General features: G+C 41.6%; 22 protein-coding genes. 8 read left to right on the top strand and 14 right to left on the bottom strand.

Annotation, left to right across the window (positions count from 1 at the left end; translation table 11 throughout):
• The first annotated feature begins 12 nt into the window (after window positions 1-12).
• Together arsS and nifV are read left to right on the top strand one after the other, a co-directional pair.
• A complete protein-coding gene (gene arsS, locus IM676_RS16825) occupies window positions 13-1,023 on the top strand; it encodes an arsenosugar biosynthesis radical SAM (seleno)protein ArsS (protein ID WP_200987944.1) in 1,011 nt (336 codons plus the stop codon).
• Between the two features lie 141 nt (window positions 1,024-1,164).
• Complete coding sequence (gene nifV / locus IM676_RS16830) at window positions 1,165-2,280, top strand: homocitrate synthase (protein ID WP_200987945.1); 1,116 nt, start codon at window positions 1,165-1,167, stop codon at window positions 2,278-2,280.
• A gap of 36 nt (window positions 2,281-2,316) precedes the next feature.
• Here the strand turns inward: nifV and IM676_RS16835 are convergent, their stop codons facing one another.
• A complete protein-coding gene (locus tag IM676_RS16835; RefSeq protein WP_200987946.1) occupies window positions 2,317-3,867 on the bottom strand; it encodes an NAD(P)/FAD-dependent oxidoreductase in 1,551 nt (516 codons plus the stop codon).
• A 198-nt stretch (window positions 3,868-4,065) separates the two neighbouring features.
• Between IM676_RS16835 and aroA the strand changes: the two genes are divergently transcribed.
• Window positions 4,066-5,415 (top strand): 3-phosphoshikimate 1-carboxyvinyltransferase, encoded by a 1,350-nt coding sequence (gene aroA / locus IM676_RS16840; RefSeq protein WP_200987947.1) that lies wholly within the window; start codon window positions 4,066-4,068, stop codon window positions 5,413-5,415.
• Window positions 5,416-5,670: 255 nt separating this feature from the next.
• Here the strand turns inward: aroA and gatC are convergent, their stop codons facing one another.
• A complete protein-coding gene (gatC, locus tag IM676_RS16845; protein ID WP_200987948.1) occupies window positions 5,671-5,964 on the bottom strand; it encodes an Asp-tRNA(Asn)/Glu-tRNA(Gln) amidotransferase subunit GatC in 294 nt (97 codons plus the stop codon).
• A 129-nt stretch (window positions 5,965-6,093) separates the two neighbouring features.
• Window positions 6,094-6,615: a photosystem I assembly protein Ycf3 gene (locus IM676_RS16850; protein WP_200987949.1), complete on the bottom strand. Its 522-nt coding sequence runs from the start codon at window positions 6,613-6,615 to the stop codon at window positions 6,094-6,096.
• Between the two features lie 396 nt (window positions 6,616-7,011).
• On the opposite strand from IM676_RS16850, the gene IM676_RS16855 reads away from it, so the two are divergent.
• A complete protein-coding gene (locus IM676_RS16855; protein ID WP_200987950.1) occupies window positions 7,012-7,638 on the top strand; it encodes a glutathione S-transferase family protein in 627 nt (208 codons plus the stop codon).
• Between the two features lie 42 nt (window positions 7,639-7,680).
• Here IM676_RS16855 and IM676_RS16860 read toward each other — a convergent pair whose 3' ends face one another.
• Window positions 7,681-7,908 (bottom strand): DUF167 domain-containing protein, encoded by a 228-nt coding sequence (locus IM676_RS16860; RefSeq protein WP_200987951.1) that lies wholly within the window; start codon window positions 7,906-7,908, stop codon window positions 7,681-7,683.
• Between the two features lie 224 nt (window positions 7,909-8,132).
• Entirely contained in the window at window positions 8,133-8,681 is a 549-nt protein-coding gene (locus IM676_RS16865; protein ID WP_200987952.1) for a DUF2231 domain-containing protein, read from the bottom strand.
• A 445-nt stretch (window positions 8,682-9,126) separates the two neighbouring features.
• Here IM676_RS16865 and IM676_RS16870 point away from each other — a divergent pair, with 445 nt between their 5' ends.
• Complete coding sequence (locus IM676_RS16870; RefSeq protein WP_200987953.1) at window positions 9,127-10,182, top strand: hemerythrin domain-containing protein; 1,056 nt, start codon at window positions 9,127-9,129, stop codon at window positions 10,180-10,182.
• Window positions 10,183-10,298: 116 nt separating this feature from the next.
• Here the strand turns inward: IM676_RS16870 and IM676_RS16875 are convergent, their stop codons facing one another.
• From IM676_RS16875 to rph, 6 genes are all read right to left on the bottom strand, one after another.
• Window positions 10,299-11,489 carry a M20 family metallopeptidase gene (locus IM676_RS16875; RefSeq protein ID WP_200987954.1) on the bottom strand — a complete coding sequence of 397 codons (1,191 nt, stop codon included), beginning with the start codon at window positions 11,487-11,489 and terminating at the stop codon, window positions 10,299-10,301.
• 460 nt (window positions 11,490-11,949) lie between these two features.
• On the bottom strand, window positions 11,950-13,680 hold the full coding sequence (locus IM676_RS16880) for a protein kinase domain-containing protein (protein WP_404799804.1): 1,731 nt from the start codon (window positions 13,678-13,680) through the stop codon (window positions 11,950-11,952).
• Window positions 13,681-13,718: 38 nt separating this feature from the next.
• The gene (locus tag IM676_RS16885; RefSeq protein WP_200987955.1) at window positions 13,719-14,462 is read right to left on the bottom strand and encodes a M50 family metallopeptidase; all 744 of its coding nucleotides are present in this window, start codon (window positions 14,460-14,462) and stop codon (window positions 13,719-13,721) included.
• 84 nt (window positions 14,463-14,546) lie between these two features.
• Window positions 14,547-15,386: an FHA domain-containing protein gene (locus IM676_RS16890; protein ID WP_200987956.1), complete on the bottom strand. Its 840-nt coding sequence runs from the start codon at window positions 15,384-15,386 to the stop codon at window positions 14,547-14,549.
• A 247-nt stretch (window positions 15,387-15,633) separates the two neighbouring features.
• On the bottom strand, window positions 15,634-16,356 hold the full coding sequence (pgl, locus tag IM676_RS16895; RefSeq protein ID WP_200987957.1) for a 6-phosphogluconolactonase: 723 nt from the start codon (window positions 16,354-16,356) through the stop codon (window positions 15,634-15,636).
• 182 nt (window positions 16,357-16,538) lie between these two features.
• On the bottom strand, window positions 16,539-17,282 hold the full coding sequence (gene rph / locus IM676_RS16900; RefSeq protein WP_200987958.1) for a ribonuclease PH: 744 nt from the start codon (window positions 17,280-17,282) through the stop codon (window positions 16,539-16,541).
• A gap of 230 nt (window positions 17,283-17,512) precedes the next feature.
• On the opposite strand from rph, the gene IM676_RS16905 reads away from it, so the two are divergent.
• A complete protein-coding gene (locus IM676_RS16905) occupies window positions 17,513-18,049 on the top strand; it encodes a P-loop NTPase family protein (RefSeq protein ID WP_200987959.1) in 537 nt (178 codons plus the stop codon).
• 86 nt (window positions 18,050-18,135) lie between these two features.
• The gene (gene dcd / locus IM676_RS16910; protein ID WP_200987960.1) at window positions 18,136-18,717 is read left to right on the top strand and encodes a dCTP deaminase; all 582 of its coding nucleotides are present in this window, start codon (window positions 18,136-18,138) and stop codon (window positions 18,715-18,717) included.
• Between the two features lie 221 nt (window positions 18,718-18,938).
• Here the strand turns inward: dcd and IM676_RS16915 are convergent, their stop codons facing one another.
• The gene (locus IM676_RS16915; RefSeq protein ID WP_200987961.1) at window positions 18,939-19,298 is read right to left on the bottom strand and encodes a pentapeptide repeat-containing protein; all 360 of its coding nucleotides are present in this window, start codon (window positions 19,296-19,298) and stop codon (window positions 18,939-18,941) included.
• A gap of 18 nt (window positions 19,299-19,316) precedes the next feature.
• Window positions 19,317-19,589, bottom strand: a complete 273-nt coding sequence (locus IM676_RS16920; protein WP_200987962.1) for a GlsB/YeaQ/YmgE family stress response membrane protein — start codon at window positions 19,587-19,589, stop codon at window positions 19,317-19,319.
• Window positions 19,590-19,818: 229 nt separating this feature from the next.
• Between IM676_RS16920 and IM676_RS16925 the strand changes: the two genes are divergently transcribed.
• Window positions 19,819-21,054, top strand: coding sequence for an LL-diaminopimelate aminotransferase (locus IM676_RS16925; RefSeq protein ID WP_200987963.1), 1,236 nt, complete (start codon window positions 19,819-19,821; stop codon window positions 21,052-21,054).
• Between the two features lie 151 nt (window positions 21,055-21,205).
• On the opposite strand, the gene IM676_RS16930 is transcribed toward IM676_RS16925, so the two are convergent.
• Window positions 21,206-21,409, bottom strand: coding sequence for a hypothetical protein (locus IM676_RS16930; RefSeq protein ID WP_225880391.1), 204 nt, complete (start codon window positions 21,407-21,409; stop codon window positions 21,206-21,208).
• Window positions 21,410-21,465: the final 56 nt, after the last annotated feature.

Raw genomic sequence — 21,465 nt, forward strand, 5'->3', positions numbered from 1 at the left:
GGAATATAAATAATGTCAAATATCCAAACAGATATATTCACCCCATTCATAACATCATTCAAGGACAAACTTACTTCTCCTCTGACCAAGAAAAGTATTTCTGTTCTCCAAATTAATTTAGGTAGGCGGTGTAATCTTGCTTGTACTCACTGTCATGTCGAAGCTAGTCCCAAACGCACAGAGGAACTTTCTCCAGAAATTTGCCAACAGTTAATTACCTTAATTAAGCGGTTACCGCAGATTGAGATTGTAGATTTAACTGGTGGCGCTCCCGAAATGAACTATGGATTTAAGCCCTTGGTAGAAGCCGCAAAATCTACAGGTAAACAGGTAATTGTCAGGTCTAATCTAACAATTTATTTTGAAGATGGTTTTGGTGATTTACCAGAATATTTTGCCCAACACCAAGTAAGAGTTGTTGCTTCTTTGCCTTGCTACCTGGCGGATAATGTTGATAAAATGCGCGGCCATGGTGTTTTTGATGCGTCAATTAAAGCCTTACAATGGCTGAATCAACTCGGTTATGGGAAGAACTATGATTTAATTTTAGACTTAGTATATAATCCACCTTTACCCACTAATGACAAGTTTTCCTTAGCTCCTGAGCAAAGTAAACTAGAGGGAGATTACAAAAGGTTCTTACAAAAACATTTTGGTATTGTGTTTAACAACTTATTTACCATCACTAATCTACCCGTTGGCAGAACTAAAATGTATTTAGAACGAAAAAAGCTGCATAATAGCTACTTGGAGTTTTTAGAGTCCCATTTTAATCATAATACGGTTGAGCATTTAATGTGCCGTAATGAACTATCAGTTGACTACTTGGGTAATGTCTATGATTGTGATTTTAATCAAATGATGAACCTACCAGCTAAAACTGGTAATGGTGAATCATTAACAGTCAGTAAATTGCTCGAATTAGGCACTTTAGACTTAATTACTGAAATTCAAACAGCTAACTACTGCTATGGCTGTACTGCTGGCTGTGGTTCTAGCTGTGGTGGAGCTTTGATTGAATAGAAATGTAACAGTAAAGTTATAGATATGTAAAACTACTTGTAGTTTGATTTACTTATAAATTCTGGAGAATAGTTGTAATTTTACTCACTTTTTTCTGAAAACTTCTGTATATTAAGGTATGATGTCACAGACAGTAAAGAAATGAGTAAACTTGTAATTAATGATACCACTCTCCGAGACGGAGAGCAAGCTGCTGGTGTGGTCTTTAACTTACAGGAAAAAATAGCGATCGCCCAATTACTGGATGCGATTGGAGTTCATGAGCTAGAAGTTGGGACACCCGCCATGGGTGAAACAGAACAACAAGCCATAAACAAAATTGTCAACTTAGGTTTACAAGCTCAACTTCTGGGTTGGAACCGCGCCGTAATTTCCGACATTCAAGCCAGCATAGATTGTGGTTTACAACGGGTGCATATATCCATCCCTGTATCAGCAATCCAAATAAATGCTAAATTTGAGGGAAAATGGCAGTTAGTTTTACAAAAACTGCGAGACAGTATCAGCTTTGCCCTTGACCATGGGTTGTTTGTTTCCGTAGGTGGGGAAGATGGCTCTAGAGCAGAAGAAAAATTCCTGTTAGATATAGCACTTTATGCTCAAGAATGTGGGGCATCAAGGTTTCGCTTTTGTGATACAGTGGGAGTCCTGGAGCCTTTCACTACTTACACGCAAGTGGAAAAATTAGTAAAGGCATTGTCCATACCAGTAGAAATGCATACCCACAATGATTTTGGTTTAGCTACAGCCAACACTCTAGCCGGGATCAAGGCGGGTGCTTTATCAGTAAATACTACAGTTAATGGTTTAGGTGAAAGAGCAGGAAATGCTGCTTTAGAAGAAGTTGTTATGGCTCTCAAACGCATCCATAATCATAATTTAGGCATTGATACTGCTCGCTTATGGGAAATATCCCGACTGGTAGCATCAGCATCAGGCCACAATGTACATCCCTGGAAAGCAATAGTGGGGGAAAATAGTTTTGCTCATGAATCAGGTATTCATGGTCATGGTGTACTGCAAAACCCTCATACTTACGAACCCTTTGCTCCCGAAGAGGTAGGTGGGGAGAGGCGTTTACTTGTGGGTAAACATTCTGGAAGGCATTTATTATTAAATTTGTTGCAGCAGCATGGTATTTCTCTGAACTCAGAAGCAACGAAATCTGTTTTAGAGGCGGTGCGACAAGCATCTATGGATCACAAACGGAGTTTAACTACCCAAGAAGTCTTGGATTTAGCACAAGCACACCAGTAGACTCAATACCTGGGCGGATATTTATGATAATTGCCGTTAAACATCAAAGTAGTCACTACCAGAACCATATTTCCAAGCATCAAGTAAACGATGCCAATAATATTGTTGTTCTGCTGGTTGATTGTTAATCCATCTTTGTAATATGGGGGTTAACTGAAATAAAGCAGTGTAAACCCCTAAATTAATGTAATGTACCATCCAGTCCAGTAAACTGAGTATACCAACTTGTGGAATAATTTTAGCCACTAATAGCGGATGCAATAAACCAGTTTTTAACAGTGTTTTTGTCAATCCTGAGAACTGTACCACATCTTGCAAAAAAGGTTTCAAAACTGGTGTCCCTAGTTGTTGCATTTCCTGAAATACAGCCTGGAGTAGTTGATTAATTTGCTCTGGGGGGATTGTTTGATTTACACCGACACTCATGGCTTTTTGAAACAACCAAGTTACTGTCAGATTAGGTTGGTAGGGTTGCAGTAGTGCTAAATTTTCAGCAGATAATTGATTGGTTTCCAGTGCTTCATAAATGCCGAATGTTAACCGCTGGAGGTGACGGAGCATCGCCCCAAAGCCTCCAAAACTTAGGGGAGACTGACTACCACTGCTGTCTCCCACAGTTAACAGGCGATTCCAAGGGGTTTTGATAGGACTTTCCCGATAACTGGGAAAGAAGCCAAACAGCGCTCTTTGAAATTGTAATTGGTTTAATTCCACACCCTGATATTCTGGTAGCAGTCGCAAATATTCCTCGAATAATCCTGCTAAACTCAAGCGCTGTGGTTCTGCATCCATGTAGGTAAATAAGTAAGTAGTTCTACCGTCTTTGGCTGGGAAAGCTTCCCAAAAGTATTGACATTGATTTTCTAAGGATGTGAAGGAAAATAATAAGTCGCCAGTCGTATTTACTGGGAAACCTTGGGCGCAAGTTCCTACTACTAAGCACAAAGCATCTGGTTTTTGACCTTGGCGTGCTTGTCTGGTAATGGGAGAAAAGTTTCCCATAGCATCGATTAATAATCTAGTTTTATATTGGTTATTGACTATGACTCCCTCTGGATGAACTATAGCTTGAGTAAAGGGTGTATTTTCTAATAATTTGCCCCCACCATCTAGAAATCGGTTTTTTAATCTATCTAGTAGGTAAACTGGATCTACGCCAATATTTAAGACATCCTCTACCCAAATTTCTGTACCACCGGCAAAACTTACCCGTGCTGGGTTATATTTAGTAGCGATCGCCTGTTCTAATTCAGCCCTACTCAGTAAGTTTAATTCCACAAATACTTGTAATTCCGGGCGGGAAATATTCCACTCTTGTACTCTCCCCCGTAAAATTCCCCTTTCCATTAACGCTACTCGCAATCCCTTTACTGCTAAGGCGCAACCAATTAAAATCCCTAAAGTCCCTCCACAGACAATTACATCCCACTCTACAGCTTCTAATGGTTCCTGAGTGTGTTTAACTACTGTGGGGACTGGTGTTGTATTTTCTCTCAAGGAGCCTAGCAGGCGATCGCCTTGACGTAAAGCTCCCAGAACATCACCTGGTAATTGAGAGAGAATTTTTTCAGTTAAAGATGAGGACATTTGAAGTTAAACTCAACAGACTACTAATATTCATCCTATCTTTGACCGGCAGAAAACCCTTGAGAACCAAGTGGTTCAGTATTCACGACATTTAAGCACTTGATGTTGGTTGAGAAAGTTCCTCATTCAAACTTGTAGATAAAAGCTGATAAAGTTGTTAAAAAGCCTCAAAGACCCATTTACCTGCTAGGTAACCTCATGTCCGCCGCTGTGATCACTTTAGAAACTCAAACAGACCAGTCTCACAAGTTAATTATCCACCCGCCCTCTATTGGTCTATCTTTACAGGGTTGTATTCGGGTTCCGGGTGATAAGTCCATATCACACCGTGCTTTAATGTTAGGAGCCATCGCCCAAGGTGAAACCCAGATTGAAGGGCTGCTTTTAGGGGAAGACCCCCGTAGCACTGCTAGCTGTTTTCAAGCTATGGGGGCGCAAATTTCTCAACTCAACACCGAATTAGTTAGGGTTCAGGGGATTGGTTTGGGACAACTCCAAGAACCAATCGATGTGTTGAATGCTGGCAACTCTGGTACTACACTCAGACTGATGTTAGGGCTTTTAGCATCTCATCCAGGGCGGTTTTTTACGGTTACAGGTGATAGTTCTTTGCGATCGCGCCCGATGTCCCGTGTGGTTCAACCCTTGCAACAAATGGGGGCACAAATTTGGGGGCGCAAGGGTAATTCTCTAGCACCCTTAGCAATTCAAGGTCAAACCCTTAAACCCATTCATTATTATTCTCCCATCGCCTCAGCCCAAGTCAAATCTTGCCTATTACTGGCGGGTTTATTCACCCCAGGAGAAACTACCATTACAGAACCCGCCCTTTCTCGTGACCACAGCGAGCGAATGTTACGGGCTTTTGGTGCGCAACTGACTATTGACCCAGACACCAATAGCGTCACCTTAAACGGACTTGCTCAATTACACGGACAAAAAGTTATTGTCCCTGGGGATATCAGTTCCGCAGCCTTTTGGTTAGTAGCTGGGGCAATTGTACCTGATTCTGAATTAGTCATACAAAACGTCGGTGTTAATCCCACTCGCACAGGGATATTAGAGGCTTTAGCACTGATGGGAGCTGATATTCAACTTGAAAACCAGCGGGAAGTCGCAGGGGAACCAGTCGCCGATTTAAGAGTGCGTTCGAGTGCTTTAAAAAGCTGCACCATTGGGGGGGATATTATCCCCAGAATGATTGATGAAATCCCTATTCTAGCAGTGGCGGCAGTATTTGCCACCGGCACAACCATTATTCGCGATGCAGCTGAATTACGAGTCAAAGAAAGCGATCGCATTACTGTGATGGCGCAGCAACTCAATAAAATGGGTGCAAAAGTTAATGAATTACCCGACGGTATGGAAATTACGGGCGGTACACCCTTGGTGGGTACTGATTTGGATAGCTATACAGATCATCGCATTGCCATGAGTCTGGCGATCGCATCTCTGGTTGCCAATGGGATCACCACCATTCACCGCGCTGAAGCAGCAGCCATTTCTTACCCTGACTTCACAGCCACACTTACAAAAGTGGTGTGTTAGTTTGCTAGTTAAGTAGGGGGATAATTTATTACCACAGATGCACACAGGTAAACACAGATAAATTATCTGTGTTTATCTTTAATTTAATGTTCTTTTAACTACTTCATTGCCCTTATGAGGGGCCTTAAAATCAATTACAAGGCCTTTTGGTACAATCCGAGTAAGGACAAGCCCAAGAAATATACACACTACCATGGCTATTAAAACTTGGGATGGTTTTCACCACAACCAGAGCGCCAAAAAAGGCAGTTATCCTTACTCGTTACTGTTCAAAATTTTTGGGACTTTAAAAAAGTCTCCTTCTTGTTCGGGCGCACTATTAAGAATGGCTTCTCGCTCAGGATATGGTTGTAACTCATCTTTTCTAGTGACATTACTAACATCAATTGCCCGTGTTGTCGGGGTAACTTCACTCACATCTACTTGATTCAACTGTTCCACATATTCGAGAATACTTCCCAGTTGGGTGGTAAATCTCTCCTCCTCTTCTGGTGTTAATTCTAACCGAGCTAGAAGAGCTACTTTGTGAACTTGTTGACGATCAATCATGGTTCCTCAATGGTTAATTTTTTTCTGATACTCAATGGGAGCGACAAACCTACCCCACCTCCACAAGGGAGGTGGGGGTAAGTTTCTTAGTATTGGGTTTCGCAAAGCTTTAACCCAACCTAGAGAATATTAAAAGAATACGTCAATTTGCATACGTCCGGTAGTTTTCAGCCAGTTCTGGGCCTCAATGTAGTTATTAGGAGCCATGCGAATCGCTCTAATCCAATAATCTGCCGCTTGATCGAACAAGGCCTCCCCAGCGTCATTATCCCCAGCTTCTTTGGCCTTTTCACCTTGATAATGGTAAATCACCGCAATGTTATTCAAGGCTTGGGGTAAACGTGGATTTAATTCGATCGCTTGGTGATACATTTTTAAAGCTGTATCATGGTCACCATTACTGGCATAAATTAGCCCCATATTGTAATGAATATACGCGCGATCATTAGTGTCTTCTTCTAGTGTGAGCGCCTCTTCATAGTACTCTAAGGCTTCGGCGTATTCTCCTTCGGCCTGAGCTGACATCCCATCCCGGTAATACACAAATGCTTCTTTAGCTTTCTTGTTGGTGGGTAGGATTTTCAGGATGATATCCGCCATCACTGTAAAGGATTTGTCAATAAAATTATCGTTTTTCTGTGTTCTTGGCATATTTGCCTCTATGGTTATTGGGATGATGAATTGGTTTGACTAATTCATTAGACGCCGTTGTTAAAATTGTACAAGATTTAATTTCCTTACCTTGAGAGTTTTTCTGTAGAGGTGGCCATCTTTCCCACAACTCCCAGTCCAAGAGCTTTTTATCTCAGAGCCGAAAGTGAAAACCATCGGCTACCACTAAATCACGCCAGTCCTTAAATCCTAAAGTAAATATTCCACATATACTCTGCTGTTCATACACTCAAGAAAAACGCAATAATACTATTTTTATATTATTTGGAAATTTTTTATATAATTTATTTGTGTGTGAATATCCTGCATATTTAGCAAATATATCCTGTTTTTCCTAGTCCTTTGGGTAATATATATTATTTTATTAATATTGACATGAAAATGATTAAATTGTATGATTTCTTACCATCTGGCAATAGTTACAAAGTTCGACTTTTATTAACCCAAATGGGTATGCCATTTGAAAGAGTGGACATTAATATTTTGAAAGGGGAGTCTCGCACACCAGAATTTTTAAGTAAGAATCCTAACGGTGAAATACCAGTTTTAGAACTTGATATTGGTAAATATTTGGCAGAATCCAATGCTATATTAGTCTATTTGAGTGAAGGTACAGAATTTTTACCATATGATCGCTTTTTAAGAGCGCAAGTATTGCAATGGTTATTTTTTGAACAATCTAGTCATCAAGCTTTTATCGCTAAATCAAGGTTTTGGCTGTCTATTTTAGGTAGACCTGAGGAATATCGCACAGCTATAGAACAACAACGTGAACCGGGTTATGCAGCACTAAAGGTTATGGAAAATCATTTAACAACTCATGAGTTTTTTGTCAGTGAGCGTTATACAATTGCCGACATTGCCTTGTTTGCTTATACTCATGTCGCACACGAAGGTGGTTTTGATTTGACAAATTTCCCCGCAATCACAGCGTGGATAAAACGAGTAAAATCTCAGTCTAGATATATTACCATTACACAAAATATCAATTTTATTGAATAGAAAACTTAGCGATAGATTGTAATATATATAACAGTAAAAGAATTAATTATCTGTATCAATTTCAATCAGTTTTTGCCGAGAGGATAAACCAGATTTAATCCTAATCCGAGATTTTGATACATTAAAGTTTTCGGACAATAGTTTAATTAATTCCTCATTGGCTTTACCATCTACTGGGGCTGACTTTAGTTTGACAGTCAAACTCCCATCACTTTGTTCTTCAATTTTTTGTTCTTTAGAATTAGGTTTAACTTTAACTCTTTTTTGCATATCCCATTGTTGTTAGTTATTCTATTTATAGCATTTCCCATGCTCGTGAGGTACAAATTTGTTTAGTTTCAGGGAAAACGGAAGAGGGAATAGGCAATTGATGTGTACTTCATGAACCTGAAAAAGGCTATATAATATATAGTTACAAGTCCTGTTTCCTGATCGTGGGCAAAATAGCCCAGATGAGAGAGGACTAAAGTCAATTAATCCTCCATCACTAGGAACTAGGGATATCTTCTGCTACCAGCACCTACTACACCAATTTTGTGGCGATAGGAAAGTTCAGCCCCAAACCAACCAGTGATGCTGGTTAGCGTACCTACAACTAGGGACAGGAAGAATCCCCAAGGTAATATTGAGGCTTCAGCATCGCCCAGACGTAAAATTAAGTTGATAGCTGTTAAAGTTAAAATAATTACATTAAGTATTAAATGTATCCAGCCAGCGGTGCGCTTGCGAACACGTTCAATTTTCAAAAAGTCACTCATCCCTGTGATTGCGGCGATCACTCCCCCTATAAGTCCTAGTCCAATTAACCATAGTGAGGCTCTAGCCCAGAAAAAATCATTAGTTAACCAATAGGCGAAGTCACTTCCCAATGCAGCGGCTAAAAACGCTATGGGAAAAATCATGGTTAGGGGGTGTAAAGGATGTCCAGCGATCGCCACTGTACTAGGTACACCGCTATCTTGATACTCTTTGTTATCACTTTCAATAATTGGTGGGATATTTGGGAATGGTGTGGAATTAGATTCTGTTCCTGTAGTTTCCATGATTTATTATCCTATTTTTGGTTAAAAGAAATTTGTTGAATATGAGCCAGTATATGTAAGGTTAATTTCCCGGATTTGATCTTTATTGAGTGAGAAGTTATTTTCATAACTTTATCACCAGCATCAAAATTAATTCTCTGCCTTGGTTAGATGTCTAAATATACCTATCCATGAGGATGCCCTAATACTATTGTAGAAAATCTATTTCAGTATCCTTGAGTCAATTTATAAAAATTGCCCAAAATTTTTATCTTCCCCGTGGGGTATTTCGAGCTATACAGTTATATTACCCAAGTATAATTCTAATTTTTTTGGGTATATATAGCTGATTTTTATATCTTGAGTTATGAAGGCGATCATTCAAAAGAAAGATGGAATCTACCTAAATTATATGTCACTATCAGACAGAGTAATAATACGAAATAATTTCAGAGGAGAACTGAAAATGGTAACCACCTTAGATGATACCAAACGAAATGCTATCGGCATAAAATTGGCAAATATGCAATTAGTTCAACAGTTACTTATAGAGAATGAGCAACTGTTTTTGAGGCAATCAACTGATGTAGAAATATCTGAACGCCTCCGGAAGATGCTAGAAGATGACCAAAAAAATCAAGGGGTTTTGGAAACTACAATTATTCAGTATGGCATCCGAAAAGAACCAGAATCAATGGTTCAAGAAATGTGTAATCAAGTCCGGGAATTAATGCAGGGATCTGAATTGAGTTTTTATGAAAAAATATTTCAGCATGAATTGTTAAAACATCAACAGGTAATGTGTGGTGTACTGGTTCACAAGGCTGCTCAAAAGGTTGGTGCTGATGTCATGGCCGCCATTAGCCCTTTAAATACAGTTAACTTTGAAAACCGCGCTCACCAGGAACAAATCAAGGGTGTTTTAGAAGTTTTGGGGGTGCGTGAACTGACTGGAAAAGATGCAGATCAAGGGATTTGGGGACGAGTTCAAGATGCGATCGCAGCCTTTAGTGGTGCGGTAGGGAGCGCTGTTACCCAAACCAGTGACAAAAAAGATATGAATATCCAGGATGTTATCCGCATGGATCACAATAAGGTGAATATCCTGTTTACAGAATTACTACAAAGCAACGATCCGCAAAAGATTCAGGAGTATTTTGGTCAAGCTTACAAAGACCTGAGGTCTCATACTGAAGCTGAACAGGAAGTTGTTTACCCCAGGGTACGCTCTTTCTATGGTGACAGCGAAACCCAAGAACTTTATGATGAACACGCTCAAATAAAACGGCTGTTAGAAGAAATCCGCGCTATTAATCCCTCGGCTGCGGAATTTAAAGATAGAGTCAGAAATTTGATGGATATTGTCGGAGATCATATTCGTCAAGAAGAAACCACAATGTTTGCTGCTATTCGTAATAACTTGAGTAGTGAACAAACTGAGCAACTAGCGACACAATTTAAAGCTGCTAAGAGCAAAATTCAAGAAAGATTGGGAGGTACTAAAACCGGAGCGAATGTTTAGCTAAGTGGCTCTCATTGGGATTTAAAACCCCAGCAACTGGGTTTGATCAGTGCTGATGCGTAAAACCCCCGTCATTTGTGCGGGGGATATTAGGGAATTGCCAAATTTATTTGGCATTATCTAGCTGATCTTTTTTGACAATACTTATAAGCAGCATAAGCCATGGTTACAACCCCGGTGATAATCGCTGATTCATCAACTTCAAATTCTGGATGGTGTAATGGGTGATTAATAATTCTATCTTTGTAGCCTACACCTAAGCGAAACATCGAACCGGGAGCGTGTTCTAAATAGACAGAGAAGTCTTCAGCACCTAGAGAAGGTTCAGGTAAAACTTGGACGCGATCGCTACTCCAAGCTTCCTCAGCTGCAGATTGTAACAATTGGGTGATGGCATAATCATTCTGTACACTGGGCACACCTGGACGATAATTAACTTGATAACGCGCCCCAAAAGAATGGCAAACATTAGCGACAATATTTTCAATCCAGTTGGGGAGTTGACTCCGGGTTTCCGGATGGAGCGATCGCACTGTTCCCAACAACTGTACTTGATCAGCAATTACATTTGGCGCTCTTCCGCCCGTAATTTTCCCTATACTTAAAACCACAGGACGCAGGGGATTCTGTGTACGGCTAATAGCTTGTTGTAATGCAGTAATCACCTGTGAAGCAATCCAAATTGCATCAATGGCTTCATGGGGGCGCGCCCCATGGCCAGATTCTCCCATAATAATAATTTCTAAATCATCAGCTGCGGCTGTCAACGCACCGTAACGTACACCAATAGATCCGGCGGGGATAGAGGGGAAAACATGAACACCTAATATAGCTGTCACCTCGGACATCGCCCCGTCCTTGACCATCCAGGTTGCGCCTTGAGCAATTTCCTCAGCTGGCTGAAATAAAAACCGCACCTTAGCGCCCAATTCCTCCGCTATTTCCGAGAGCACCATTGCTGTTCCTAAGCCCACTGTGGTATGAACATCATGACCGCAAGCGTGCATCACACCTTGTATACGGGAAGCATAATCTAAATTTGTCCGTTCTTGAATTGGCAAAGCATCCATATCAGTACGAATTGCCAATAAACGCTCATCTGTCCGAGTATTTTGTAGTTCTCCCATCACCCCTGTTCTACCAATCCCCTCCTCCACATGGAGACCACTAGAAGACAACACACCGGCCACAAAGGCAGATGTTTGGTATTCTTGACCGCTGAGTTCTGGGTGAGAGTGGATATGACGGCGAATTTCAATTAAGCGGGGCGCCAATGTAGTGACTAAGTCTTTAATACGGGTTAGCATTACTCTATTGTATCTGACAGGCTTTGTTTCCATCATAGAAAAGTGTTCCCCAACAAGATGCTTTTTCTCTACAGCTACAATGGGAAAATAGCCTTGTTTGACTTCAGGATTAGACTGTCATTAAATATACTCATTTTCACTAGAACACAGCTATAAAGTGGTAATAGAGCATCTATAAAAATATGATAAATTTCCTGGAAGGACTATACAAAATCGGATTGAGATGTTAGCATATCTATGCTAAGGCATTATACTGAAATTATTATAGACTACGAAATATGTCATCCCCGATGTATCAAATACTTGATACATCGGGTATATTATTTGATCGGTGGGCAAAATCTCATCTCTACGATGCTTGCTGTTAGCGGATCGGCGCGTTAGCACCGGTAAATTCATTGGAGTCCCCATGACGCAATAGTCCGCCGGCTCTTGCCTTAGGGAGTGTCAACCACTCCCCTTAACGCCACCCCAACCAGCGCAACCCGGGAACAATCAGGTAATAACTCACCCCTAACCAAAAGCTCATCAACAGACCCACCAAACTTAAAAAAATCATGGGCAGGTATGATGTTAAAAATATTGACTGACCAGAAAATTGAAAAATAGTAGTTGGGAAACCAAAAATAATTAACATTGCGAATATAATCGCACTACCCAAAGCAGCCACCACAGCATGGACTATCTGATGGCTGCGGAAGTCTATACTCAACGTCAATAGAAAAACTGCAACTAAAATTACTGTCAATAGTGCTTCACTGCTATCTTTGGGTGTGATGAATTGCCAAACTAACCAACTCAATCCATAGCTGATCATACCCATGAGTGATGCTACTAAAAACCGTTTTCGTTGACCAAAACACCCCGATATTGTCAACCCCCATGCGGTTCCCCAACCTGCGCCGACAAACACTATCATTTCTGTGGCTACAATAGCTTGAGTATTAGTTACTAATTCCGGTAGCTGACGCAAAATATGTTCCGAAACTTGCTCCCCTAATACTGTACGATAAGCTATAAAGAAACCAATAATCGTACCTACACAACTACCAAAGCTAGTTAATAGCATAGCCCAAATTGTCGCCCCACAAGCTTGTAAAACCTTGAGAATTGCTTGAGCTATCAAAACAATTGTTTTACCTATGGCATGGGTGACATGATTGAATAGATTCTCAATCCCCTGTATTAAAAGTGTAAACTTAGCGGCAACTTCTGCTACTCCTTGCTGCACAGATTCCCTGATTTGGGAAAATAAGCTAGTCCGGGAAGATCGGTGGATAATCTTATTTAATCTTTTCTGAATAATTCCTGCGTTTCCTGGACGCGATCGCACATCTTCTAGTACCATTTCATCTAGTAAATCTGCCAGATGGGGATTAACTTTTATCTGATCTCGCCAGCGCAGCACACCAGTTTGGGGATCTCGTAATTCCAGGGGATACTTACCCGTCAGTAATTCAATCATCGTCTGACCAAGGGCATAAAAATCAGCCCTAGGGCCAATATTACCACCGGTAATCTGTTCTGGGGGACTGTAACCAGAAGAATATAACTTAGTTGAACTGGACTCTCGACGTACTTTAGGGGTGTTAAATTGTTTCACTCCACCAAAATCAATCAATACCAGTTCTCCCTTGTTTCCCTCAGTTCGTAACATCAAATTAGAAGGTTTGATGTCCCGATGAATAATCTGGCGTTTGTGCAGTTTCTGTAAAATACTTATCGCCTGAGAAAACCAAATTAACACCAAATCCTCTGGACATCCTTGAGGATGATTTTGCAGGATCTCTTCGAGAGTCGAGCCGTTAATTTTTTCCATCACCAGACAAGCTAGTTGACGCGGTTTAGAATTGGGTACATTAACCTCAAAATAACCATCACATTCTACCCTGGGAACACCAGGATGCTGCAACTTAATTAAAACGTCGGCTTCTTGTTTAAATAATTCCCGTGCTTTGGGTGAATTTTCTACCAACACTTTTAGTACTTTTTCGGTCTGGGTCTTTTGATCCCAAACTGTGTAAATTTGCGCAAATCCTCCTGCGCCCAAGGGTTGCACAGGCACATAACGATCTAACATCTGTAGCGGTGTGCCACAACTTTGACAAAACTTATTGCCCCAAGGTTGAGGATAAGGACGTTTACATTCAGGATTTATGCAGTGAACCGCATTCTTAGTGATGTCGGGCACATTTGCTATAATACAGAGACTAAATTGATTTTAACCTATTACTCCCCACGATAGGCGATGCGCAAGCTTTGGAATAGAATCACCAGAGATGCGATCGCCATCAATCCGCCCCAAAACCAGTAAGGTAAGATTAAATATTTTTGCATTTGCCCTGTATCCGAAATTCCCAGTGGTCCTGCACTGTAGGTAAATAAATAATTTAGTTGGTGGTAAGTACTGACACAAGCTTGTACACCCAGAAATTGAATGGCAAATCCCTGCACCCACTGGGGAGCTTTCAGGGATATTCCCAGAATAATTAAACCCAATATGGGAATCGCCACCAATCCAAACCCGGAACCCACCCAAAGTAATGTTGAAAGTAACAGAAGGCTACCCAGTATCTTTAAGCTCAGGGAAGCAACGGTAAAACTACGGGAAGCCAGAATCAAACCGGCGCCTGCAATCGGTGGGCCCATGGGACCTGCTGCGGCCACTAAAGCCGGGCCAATTGGCCATAGAGCTTGAGAGATGCTATAACTGGCAACGCCAGAACCATTACTAAAAATTTGTAATTGATGGAACCGGCCTCCTAACAGCATAGCCATCAATCCGTGACCCATTTCGTGGAACCAAGTTGCCAGGATACTAAAAGGGTATAAAATATAATCACCTTTTGGAACTTGCCACAACAGGGTAGTCACTACCGCTGCTGTAATTAGCCAAGTTAGTCCCATAGGTTCTACTACAGGTGGCGCAAGTCTTGTCAGCTTTGGTAAAAAATCTCTTCCTGGTTCCTTCATGGGTAAATTGTGGTGAACATCCGTCGCTGGTTTGATGTGGATAATTTACTCATCCGAGAATTATTCTCGGATGACAGAAGTCAGTTAGGCAAGTTGAAACAGAAAGGTGACTAAATCTCCCTTACCCAGACTGATGCGATCGCCTGGTCTGAGGCGGTGTCGGTTACCGGGTAATAAGGGCGAGTTATTAATGTAAGTTCCGTTAGAACTACCCACATCTTCTATATAATGAAAATCTCCCTCAACACGAATATCTGCATGTATCCGGGAGACAATTTCCGAATTGGAAAATCCCGAAACATCAATATCTGGGGGAATCCGGTCATTGGGTTTGCCGATATGAATCACAGACAGACCTTGTGGTAATTCAACCTCGCGATCGCTTTGGATGTGGAATAACCGTGCCGTTACCTGCTGTAATTGGGTCATAGAAGGATAGGGAACCGGTGCTGGTACTGGTTCGGCTACTACGGGTGCTGGTGCTGGTTCGGCCGCTACCGGTACTGGTACTGGTTCAGCTACTACCGGTACTGGTACTGGTTCGGGTACTACGGGTACTGGTACTGGTTCGGGTACAGCTGTTGAAATTATCGTTGGTGGTAGAGGTGAAGTAACCGGCTGATTGGTGTTGGGATCTGGGTTACTTCCCACAGAAGCTGCTACAGGTGCAACTGCTAAAAGCGGATCAGGCTGTACTAACTGTGGTACTTCTACCGTCGGTATATGGGGAGATGCTACAGGTGTAGGGGCGGGTGCTGGATTTGAATGCAGGTTATAACCACATTGACCACAAAAAGCAGCATCAGCCTGCACAGTTGCGCCACAGTTGGGACAGTTACTAATGGTTGGTAAAGCCGTATAACAGGCTTCACATGTGACAGCGCCGTCTGGATTGGGGTGATTGCAATTAGGACAAACGATCATCGATTTCAGTCCTTGTTCAAGATCATCGTAAGATACTATTGGTCAAGATAAAGACACTCAGGACACCAATATTGTGGGACAGTACCACACACAAAAGCTACTAGAAAATCTAGCCATGAGTGATTGTAGTCTTCGGGAGTTAGGAATAAGCCTCAACCTGGAGGCCATTACAGGTTAGCTCAGGAGATAACTCTAGCTTCCCATGGTAATTGTTACTCTTGATGGGGAAGTCAATCTGGGAGTTATCTTAGCTAGCGTGATATAGCCCGGCGGCTGCATCCAGCAACCACCACAGTTCTCCTTGGGGTTTAATCAAGCGGGATGGATAAGCAAAGTCATCAGCCACAGGCGCGAAGACTTGAGCAAGAGCTGGTTGTTTATTAGCACCAGCAACTAGAAAAATCACACTGCGAGCAGCGTTAATAAATGGGTATGTGAAGGTTATGCGGGGGTTACCGTCTTTGTTACCCACGGTAATCAAGCGGTCATCGACTTTTAAAGCTGGGGTGTGGGGAAACAAAGAAGCGGTATGTGCGTCGTCACCCATTCCTAACAGTATGACATCTAAAGCGGGAAACTCGTTGACCCCAGAATTAAAAAATTCTCGCAAATGCTGTTCATATTTGGCAGCTGATAGGGCTGGATCTCCCTCTAAAGTCGGTATAGCGTGAATATTAGTTGCTGGGATATCAACATGATCCAACCACGCACGTCGAGCCATCAGTTCATTACTATCAGGATGATCTGGGGGTACATAACGTTCATCTCCCCAAAAGACATGAATTTGATCCCAAGGGAGTTTTTGACTAGCTATCGCCTCATATAATGGCTTTGGTGTACTACCACCAGCTAAGGCAATGGTAAATTGTCCGCGTTCCTCAATGGCGGTTGACAACTTGGATAGAATCAAGTCTAGCGATCGCGCCACTAAGTCCGAAACACTCGGCAGAACTTCAACCTTGTTATTCATAGTTTAATCATCCTATCGCCCACTTCTGTGCAATACCATAACTAATTTATGACTATTGCCCTTTTTAACTTTTGAAACTTTTAACGAGTTCCAGCAAATCTCATCTTTGCCATGGGATGGGCTACTTAAGCTATATAACAACCAAGGCTGATCACCTTATACAGAGGCGATCAATGACATCTCTAGTTGACTAGTAACAGCTGATCCCAGTCTGAGATTGCCTCTCTCTGTAATATTAACAGTTGCTGAATGCCTTTTTCCGCAAAATCTAGTAAGTGATTTAACTCAGTCCGGCTATAACTACCTGCTTCTGCTGTGCCCTGAATTTCAATTATACCCAGATGTTGGTTCATAACCACATTAAAATCTACTGTTGCTGTCACATCCTCAATATAGTTTAAATCTAAATATGGCTCCCCTGCCAATAAACCCACAGATATTGCTGCTATTTGTCCAGATAATGGCGATCGCTCTAATACACCTTGTTGCACCAATTGAGAAACTGCATGAGCTAAGGCGACAAACCCCCCTGTAATCGCTGCTGTTCTAGTTCCAGCATCTGCTTGTAAGACATCAGCATCTACAGTCAGGGTTCGTTCTCCTAAGACATCAAAATCAATTGCTCCTCGTAGGCTACGTCCAATTAAACGTTGAATTTCCTGAGTTCTTCCAGACAATTTCAACAATTCTCGAGCTTGCCGTTCTTGTGTAGCGGAAGGCAACATTCTATACTCTGATGTCAACCAACCTTTGCCACTACCCGCTAAGAATTTGGGCACACCTTCACTGACGCTGACAGTACACAGTACTTGCGTGTCTCCAAATTTTGTCAGGACTGAACCAGGGGCAAAGCGGGTAAAACCAGTATGAAAGCTGATAGGACGAAGTTGGTAGGGTTGTCGACCATCGGGGCGTTGCCAGACCATGAGAATTACCTCAGAAATTTTATACAGACTATACTCCCTATGCCTGTGCCACGCAAGCCATCAGATTTGCAGATACAGCCTTTGATAGTAAAAATCTGTTATATTTAGTCCGTTGACAGGAGTTTTAATTTTGTAGACACACAGAAGAAATTGAACTCATACCAGTTCTTGTTTTCCTCTGATGACCATGCTTATCCCATCTAATTCTTTGCTATTTTTTAAACTTATCTATGATTGCCCAATTAGAAACTCCCAGCGCCAATTCAACCCTAAACTTACCCTATCCAGTTGCGGGATTAGTACAAGTTTTTACGAGTAAGCAACGTATCTTTTTTACTAGTGTCATAGCCCAAGCCCTGAGAATTGCAGGTCAAGGTACACCAGTATTAGTAGTACAATTTCTCAAAGGTGGTATTGGTCAAGGTCTAGAGCGCCCCATTCAATTAGGGCAAAATTTAGATTGGATTCGCTGTGATGTCCCTCGCTGCATCGACACACCTCATCTAGACGCAGCGGAAAGTGAAGCTTTACAAAAGTTGTGGCAATATACGCAAACGGTAGTAAGTGCGGGTAAATATTCTCTAGTGGTTTTAGATGAATTAAGTTTAGCAATTAATTTTGGCTTAATTCCCGAAACCGAGGTTTTAGAATTTCTCGCACAACGCCCGGCTCATGTTGATATTATCCTGACAGGAATAGAGATGCCAACATCTCTATTAGATGTAGCAGACCAAATTACCGAAATTCGTCGTAGTCATCGACTTTAACCAGATACACCGGGGTTATCCACGTCTCGAAGATGTCAGCGAAATGATTGTTGATGTTTGTAGATTTATTTACACAGAGGTCAAACGTGCTGAAAAATGATAAATGGATCATCGAACAAGCCAAACTAGGAATGATTTCTCCGTTTGAAAGTTCTCTAGTGCGCCAGGTTGAAGATAGGAGAGTCATTAGTTATGGCTTATCTAGCTATGGCTATGATTTAAGATTAGCTCCCACAGATTTTCGTATTTTTAGACACATTCCAGGTACTATTGTTAATCCTAAGCGGTTTAATCCTGAGAACCTAGAATCGATTCCACTACAAACCGATGAAGATGGATCATTTTTTATTATTCCCGCTAACTCTTACGCCTTGGGTGTATCCCTGGAAAGATTGCGGATTCCTCCGAACATCACAGTTATTTGTATCGGAAAATCAACTATGGCCCGTTGCGGGATTATTGCTAACATCACTCCTGCTGAAGCCTCATGGGAAGGTTTCCTGACTCTGGAATTTAGCAATGCTTCTAGTGCTGACTGTCGCATCTACGCTAATGAGGGTGTGTTGCAGCTGCTATTTCTAGAAGGTGAACCATGTCAAACAACTTACGCAGAACGCTTTGGTAAGTATCAAAATCAAGCCCAAACTGTAACTATTGCCAAGGTTTAGTTTCAACAATTACCGCTCAAAAATTGTTAATTTTTGAGCACAAATCAAAGGAATCCCCGTGAAGCAAGAATCCCCCGGCTTCTAGCCGTGGGGAGTGTCAATTCACGTACTAGCAAAAAAGCAAAGAAGCATCATAAATCTCAAAGTACCTTTGCTAAAAACGGACTAGGAGATATAGAAACCTCTAGTTCAGGTGAAGCGAACTAGAGGTAGTTCATTATCTAGTCGGAGACAGTACCATCAGGAAGGATAGCATTCCGAAAATTCGCTCCTTCCAAGTTGGCATTGGTCAAATTTGCTGCTCTTAAATTAGCACGATCTAAATCGGCTTTGTGCAGGTTGGCTCCTTCCAAGTTAGCGCCTTCTAGATTTGCAGATGTCAGATAGGTTGTACTTAAATCGGCATTACTGAGATTTGCGGATTCTAGATGTGCTTTATGCAGATTGGCTTTACTGAGATTGGCACCGCTAAGATCAACTTGATTTAAGATTAATCCACCTAGATTAGCCCTGCTTAAATCTACCTGTGTAAAATTGCGTTCTCCTGCAGCATAACGTCGCAGAAAATTATCTACGTCCATACATATATACCTCAATACTTATGCAGCACGGCGAGACGTTAACAAGTTCCACAAGAAAATAGCAATAATTGAGCCGATAATTGCTAAGATAATGCCGGCAGCACTCAGAGTAGGAGCCACTAGAGCAAATCTACCTGTAGTAAAGAATATGCCAAGGCTACCACCAACAAAAGCACCGATCATACCCAGTAAGATTGTTCCTAAAATGCCACCGCCTTGATGTCCTGGATAAATCGCCTTAGCAATAGCGCCGGCAATTAGACCTAAAGCAATCCAAGCAAGAATATTCATGGTTATTAGGTTAGTAACTATTATTACTTATGGATATAGGCTAACAATTCAACCCTTGGCATTAAATCTGTCATCAGAACTAATTATTGAGCGCTTCAAGAGAGTATTTACTTGAGTAGCACTTCTTTTGGTCTATACCTGTTTGAAACCTTGAGAGATTTTGGCGCGGCTTTACAAAAAAACAGATAAGCTATTTTATCTAGGCTGATTGTTTAAACTTGACTATACTATGGCCACAATTAACGACAACTATCTGAAGCTCAAGGCTGGTTACTTGTTTCCGGAAATTGCGCGGCGGGTGAATACTTTTGCTCAAGCAAATCCTGAGGCGAAAATTATCCGCCTGGGTATTGGGGATGTGACCGAACCTCTACCAGAAGCCTGCCGCACGGCTATGATCGCAGCTGTGGCAGAAATGGGCGATCGCGCTACCTTTAAAGGCTATGGACCAGAACAAGGTTATGCTTGGTTACGGGAAAAGATTGCCGCTCAAGATTTTCAAGCCAGAGGGGCTGATATAGATGCCTCAGAAATCTTCATCTCTGATGGTTCTAAGTGCGATACAGGCAACATTCTCGATATTTTTGGCAAAAATAACATTATTGCAGTTACAGACCCTGTATACCCCGTCTATGTGGACACTAATGTTATGGCTGGTAATACGGGGGAGGCTAACGATAAAGGGGAATTTGCAGGTTTAGTATATCTGCCGATTTCGGCTGAAAATAACTTCACAGCTGAGATTCCCTCCCAGAAAGTCGATTTAATTTATCTGTGTTTCCCCAATAATCCTACTGGTGCAACTGCGACTAAGGAACATCTCCAAGCATGGGTAGACTATGCGAGGGCCCATAACTCGATTATTTTCTTTGATGCTGCTTACGAAGCTTATATCACTGATCCCGCCATTCCTCACTCAATATATGAAATTGAAGGCGCAAGGGAATGTGCTATTGAGTTTCGTTCTTTCTCCAAGAATGCAGGTTTTACAGGAACCCGTTGCGCGTTAACTGTTGTACCCAAGACCCTAACCGCCAAAGCTGCTGATGGTTCGGATGTGGAATTGTGGAAGTTGTGGAACCGCCGCCAATCCACTAAGTTTAATGGGGTTTCCTACATCATCCAACGGGGTGCTGAAGCTGTATACTCTCAAGCAGGACAAGCACAAATCCAGGCATTGGTAAGTTTTTACCTAGAAAATGCCAAAATTATTCGTGAGCAACTTTCTCAGGCCGGTTTGGCTGTATATGGTGGGGTCAATGCTCCTTATGTTTGGGTGAAGACCCCCAATGATTTATCTAGTTGGGACTTTTTTGATAAGCTGCTACACACTGTAAATGTGGTGGGTACCCCTGGTTCTGGTTTTGGTGCTGCGGGTGAGGGTTATTTCCGCATTTCGGCTTTTAATAGTCGGGAAAATGTGGAGGAAGCTATGAAGCGTATTACTCAGAAGTTTAAGCTGTAAAAGTTTGTGGTGGGCATTGCCCACCTGATCATATTTTAGATCAGGTTAACATTAAGAGGTTGTTTTATAATTTTTCAACAGGTAATTTTCATCTTAGGGAATAGGGAACACACACAACACCGGAACGCGGAGTAAAGTGGTTTGTACTTCATTAGAGGTTGCAGATTTGGCTTAAGTTACCAATAAAGGGAATACCTCCATATTTACCTTTAAGTAATGTCAGTTGATCATCTACAACAAAAGTATTGTGTTCATCTGTTTGTGTGTCTTGGGCGACAATATTAGCCGCCTTCATGCTAAAGGTGACTTTATCTTTAAATGATCTGTAATTACCAATACTAAACTCTATGAGCATAGTCAATTTTTAGGGCTAAAGGGCATATTTGTGAAAAAATCACAAATATCTAGTTT

This window comes from Anabaenopsis elenkinii CCIBt3563, assembly GCF_015245355.1.
Classification (GTDB): Bacteria; Cyanobacteriota; Cyanobacteriia; order Cyanobacteriales; family Nostocaceae; genus Anabaenopsis; species Anabaenopsis elenkinii.

Coding starts and splice junctions, on each gene's coding strand:
- aroA (WP_200987947.1), top strand. CDS start 4,066: ATGTCCGCCGCTGTGATCACTTTAGAAACTCAAACAGACCAGTCTCAC.
- IM676_RS16860 (WP_200987951.1), bottom strand. CDS start 7,908: ATGCAAAAAAGAGTTAAAGTTAAACCTAATTCTAAAGAACAAAAAATT.
- IM676_RS16855 (WP_200987950.1), top strand. CDS start 7,012: ATGAAAATGATTAAATTGTATGATTTCTTACCATCTGGCAATAGTTAC.
- nifV (WP_200987945.1), top strand. CDS start 1,165: ATGAGTAAACTTGTAATTAATGATACCACTCTCCGAGACGGAGAGCAA.
- arsS (WP_200987944.1), top strand. CDS start 13: ATGTCAAATATCCAAACAGATATATTCACCCCATTCATAACATCATTC.
- IM676_RS16870 (WP_200987953.1), top strand. CDS start 9,127: ATGGTAACCACCTTAGATGATACCAAACGAAATGCTATCGGCATAAAA.
- pgl (WP_200987957.1), bottom strand. CDS start 16,356: ATGAATAACAAGGTTGAAGTTCTGCCGAGTGTTTCGGACTTAGTGGCG.
- IM676_RS16930 (WP_225880391.1), bottom strand. CDS start 21,409: ATGCTCATAGAGTTTAGTATTGGTAATTACAGATCATTTAAAGATAAA.
- IM676_RS16885 (WP_200987955.1), bottom strand. CDS start 14,462: ATGAAGGAACCAGGAAGAGATTTTTTACCAAAGCTGACAAGACTTGCG.
- gatC (WP_200987948.1), bottom strand. CDS start 5,964: ATGATTGATCGTCAACAAGTTCACAAAGTAGCTCTTCTAGCTCGGTTA.
- IM676_RS16875 (WP_200987954.1), bottom strand. CDS start 11,489: ATGCTAACCCGTATTAAAGACTTAGTCACTACATTGGCGCCCCGCTTA.
- rph (WP_200987958.1), bottom strand. CDS start 17,282: ATGGTCTGGCAACGCCCCGATGGTCGACAACCCTACCAACTTCGTCCT.
- IM676_RS16865 (WP_200987952.1), bottom strand. CDS start 8,681: ATGGAAACTACAGGAACAGAATCTAATTCCACACCATTCCCAAATATC.
- IM676_RS16925 (WP_200987963.1), top strand. CDS start 19,819: ATGGCCACAATTAACGACAACTATCTGAAGCTCAAGGCTGGTTACTTG.
- IM676_RS16920 (WP_200987962.1), bottom strand. CDS start 19,589: ATGAATATTCTTGCTTGGATTGCTTTAGGTCTAATTGCCGGCGCTATT.
- IM676_RS16905 (WP_200987959.1), top strand. CDS start 17,513: ATGATTGCCCAATTAGAAACTCCCAGCGCCAATTCAACCCTAAACTTA.
- IM676_RS16850 (WP_200987949.1), bottom strand. CDS start 6,615: ATGCCAAGAACACAGAAAAACGATAATTTTATTGACAAATCCTTTACA.
- IM676_RS16915 (WP_200987961.1), bottom strand. CDS start 19,298: ATGGACGTAGATAATTTTCTGCGACGTTATGCTGCAGGAGAACGCAAT.
- IM676_RS16890 (WP_200987956.1), bottom strand. CDS start 15,386: ATGATCGTTTGTCCTAATTGCAATCACCCCAATCCAGACGGCGCTGTC.
- IM676_RS16835 (WP_200987946.1), bottom strand. CDS start 3,867: ATGTCCTCATCTTTAACTGAAAAAATTCTCTCTCAATTACCAGGTGAT.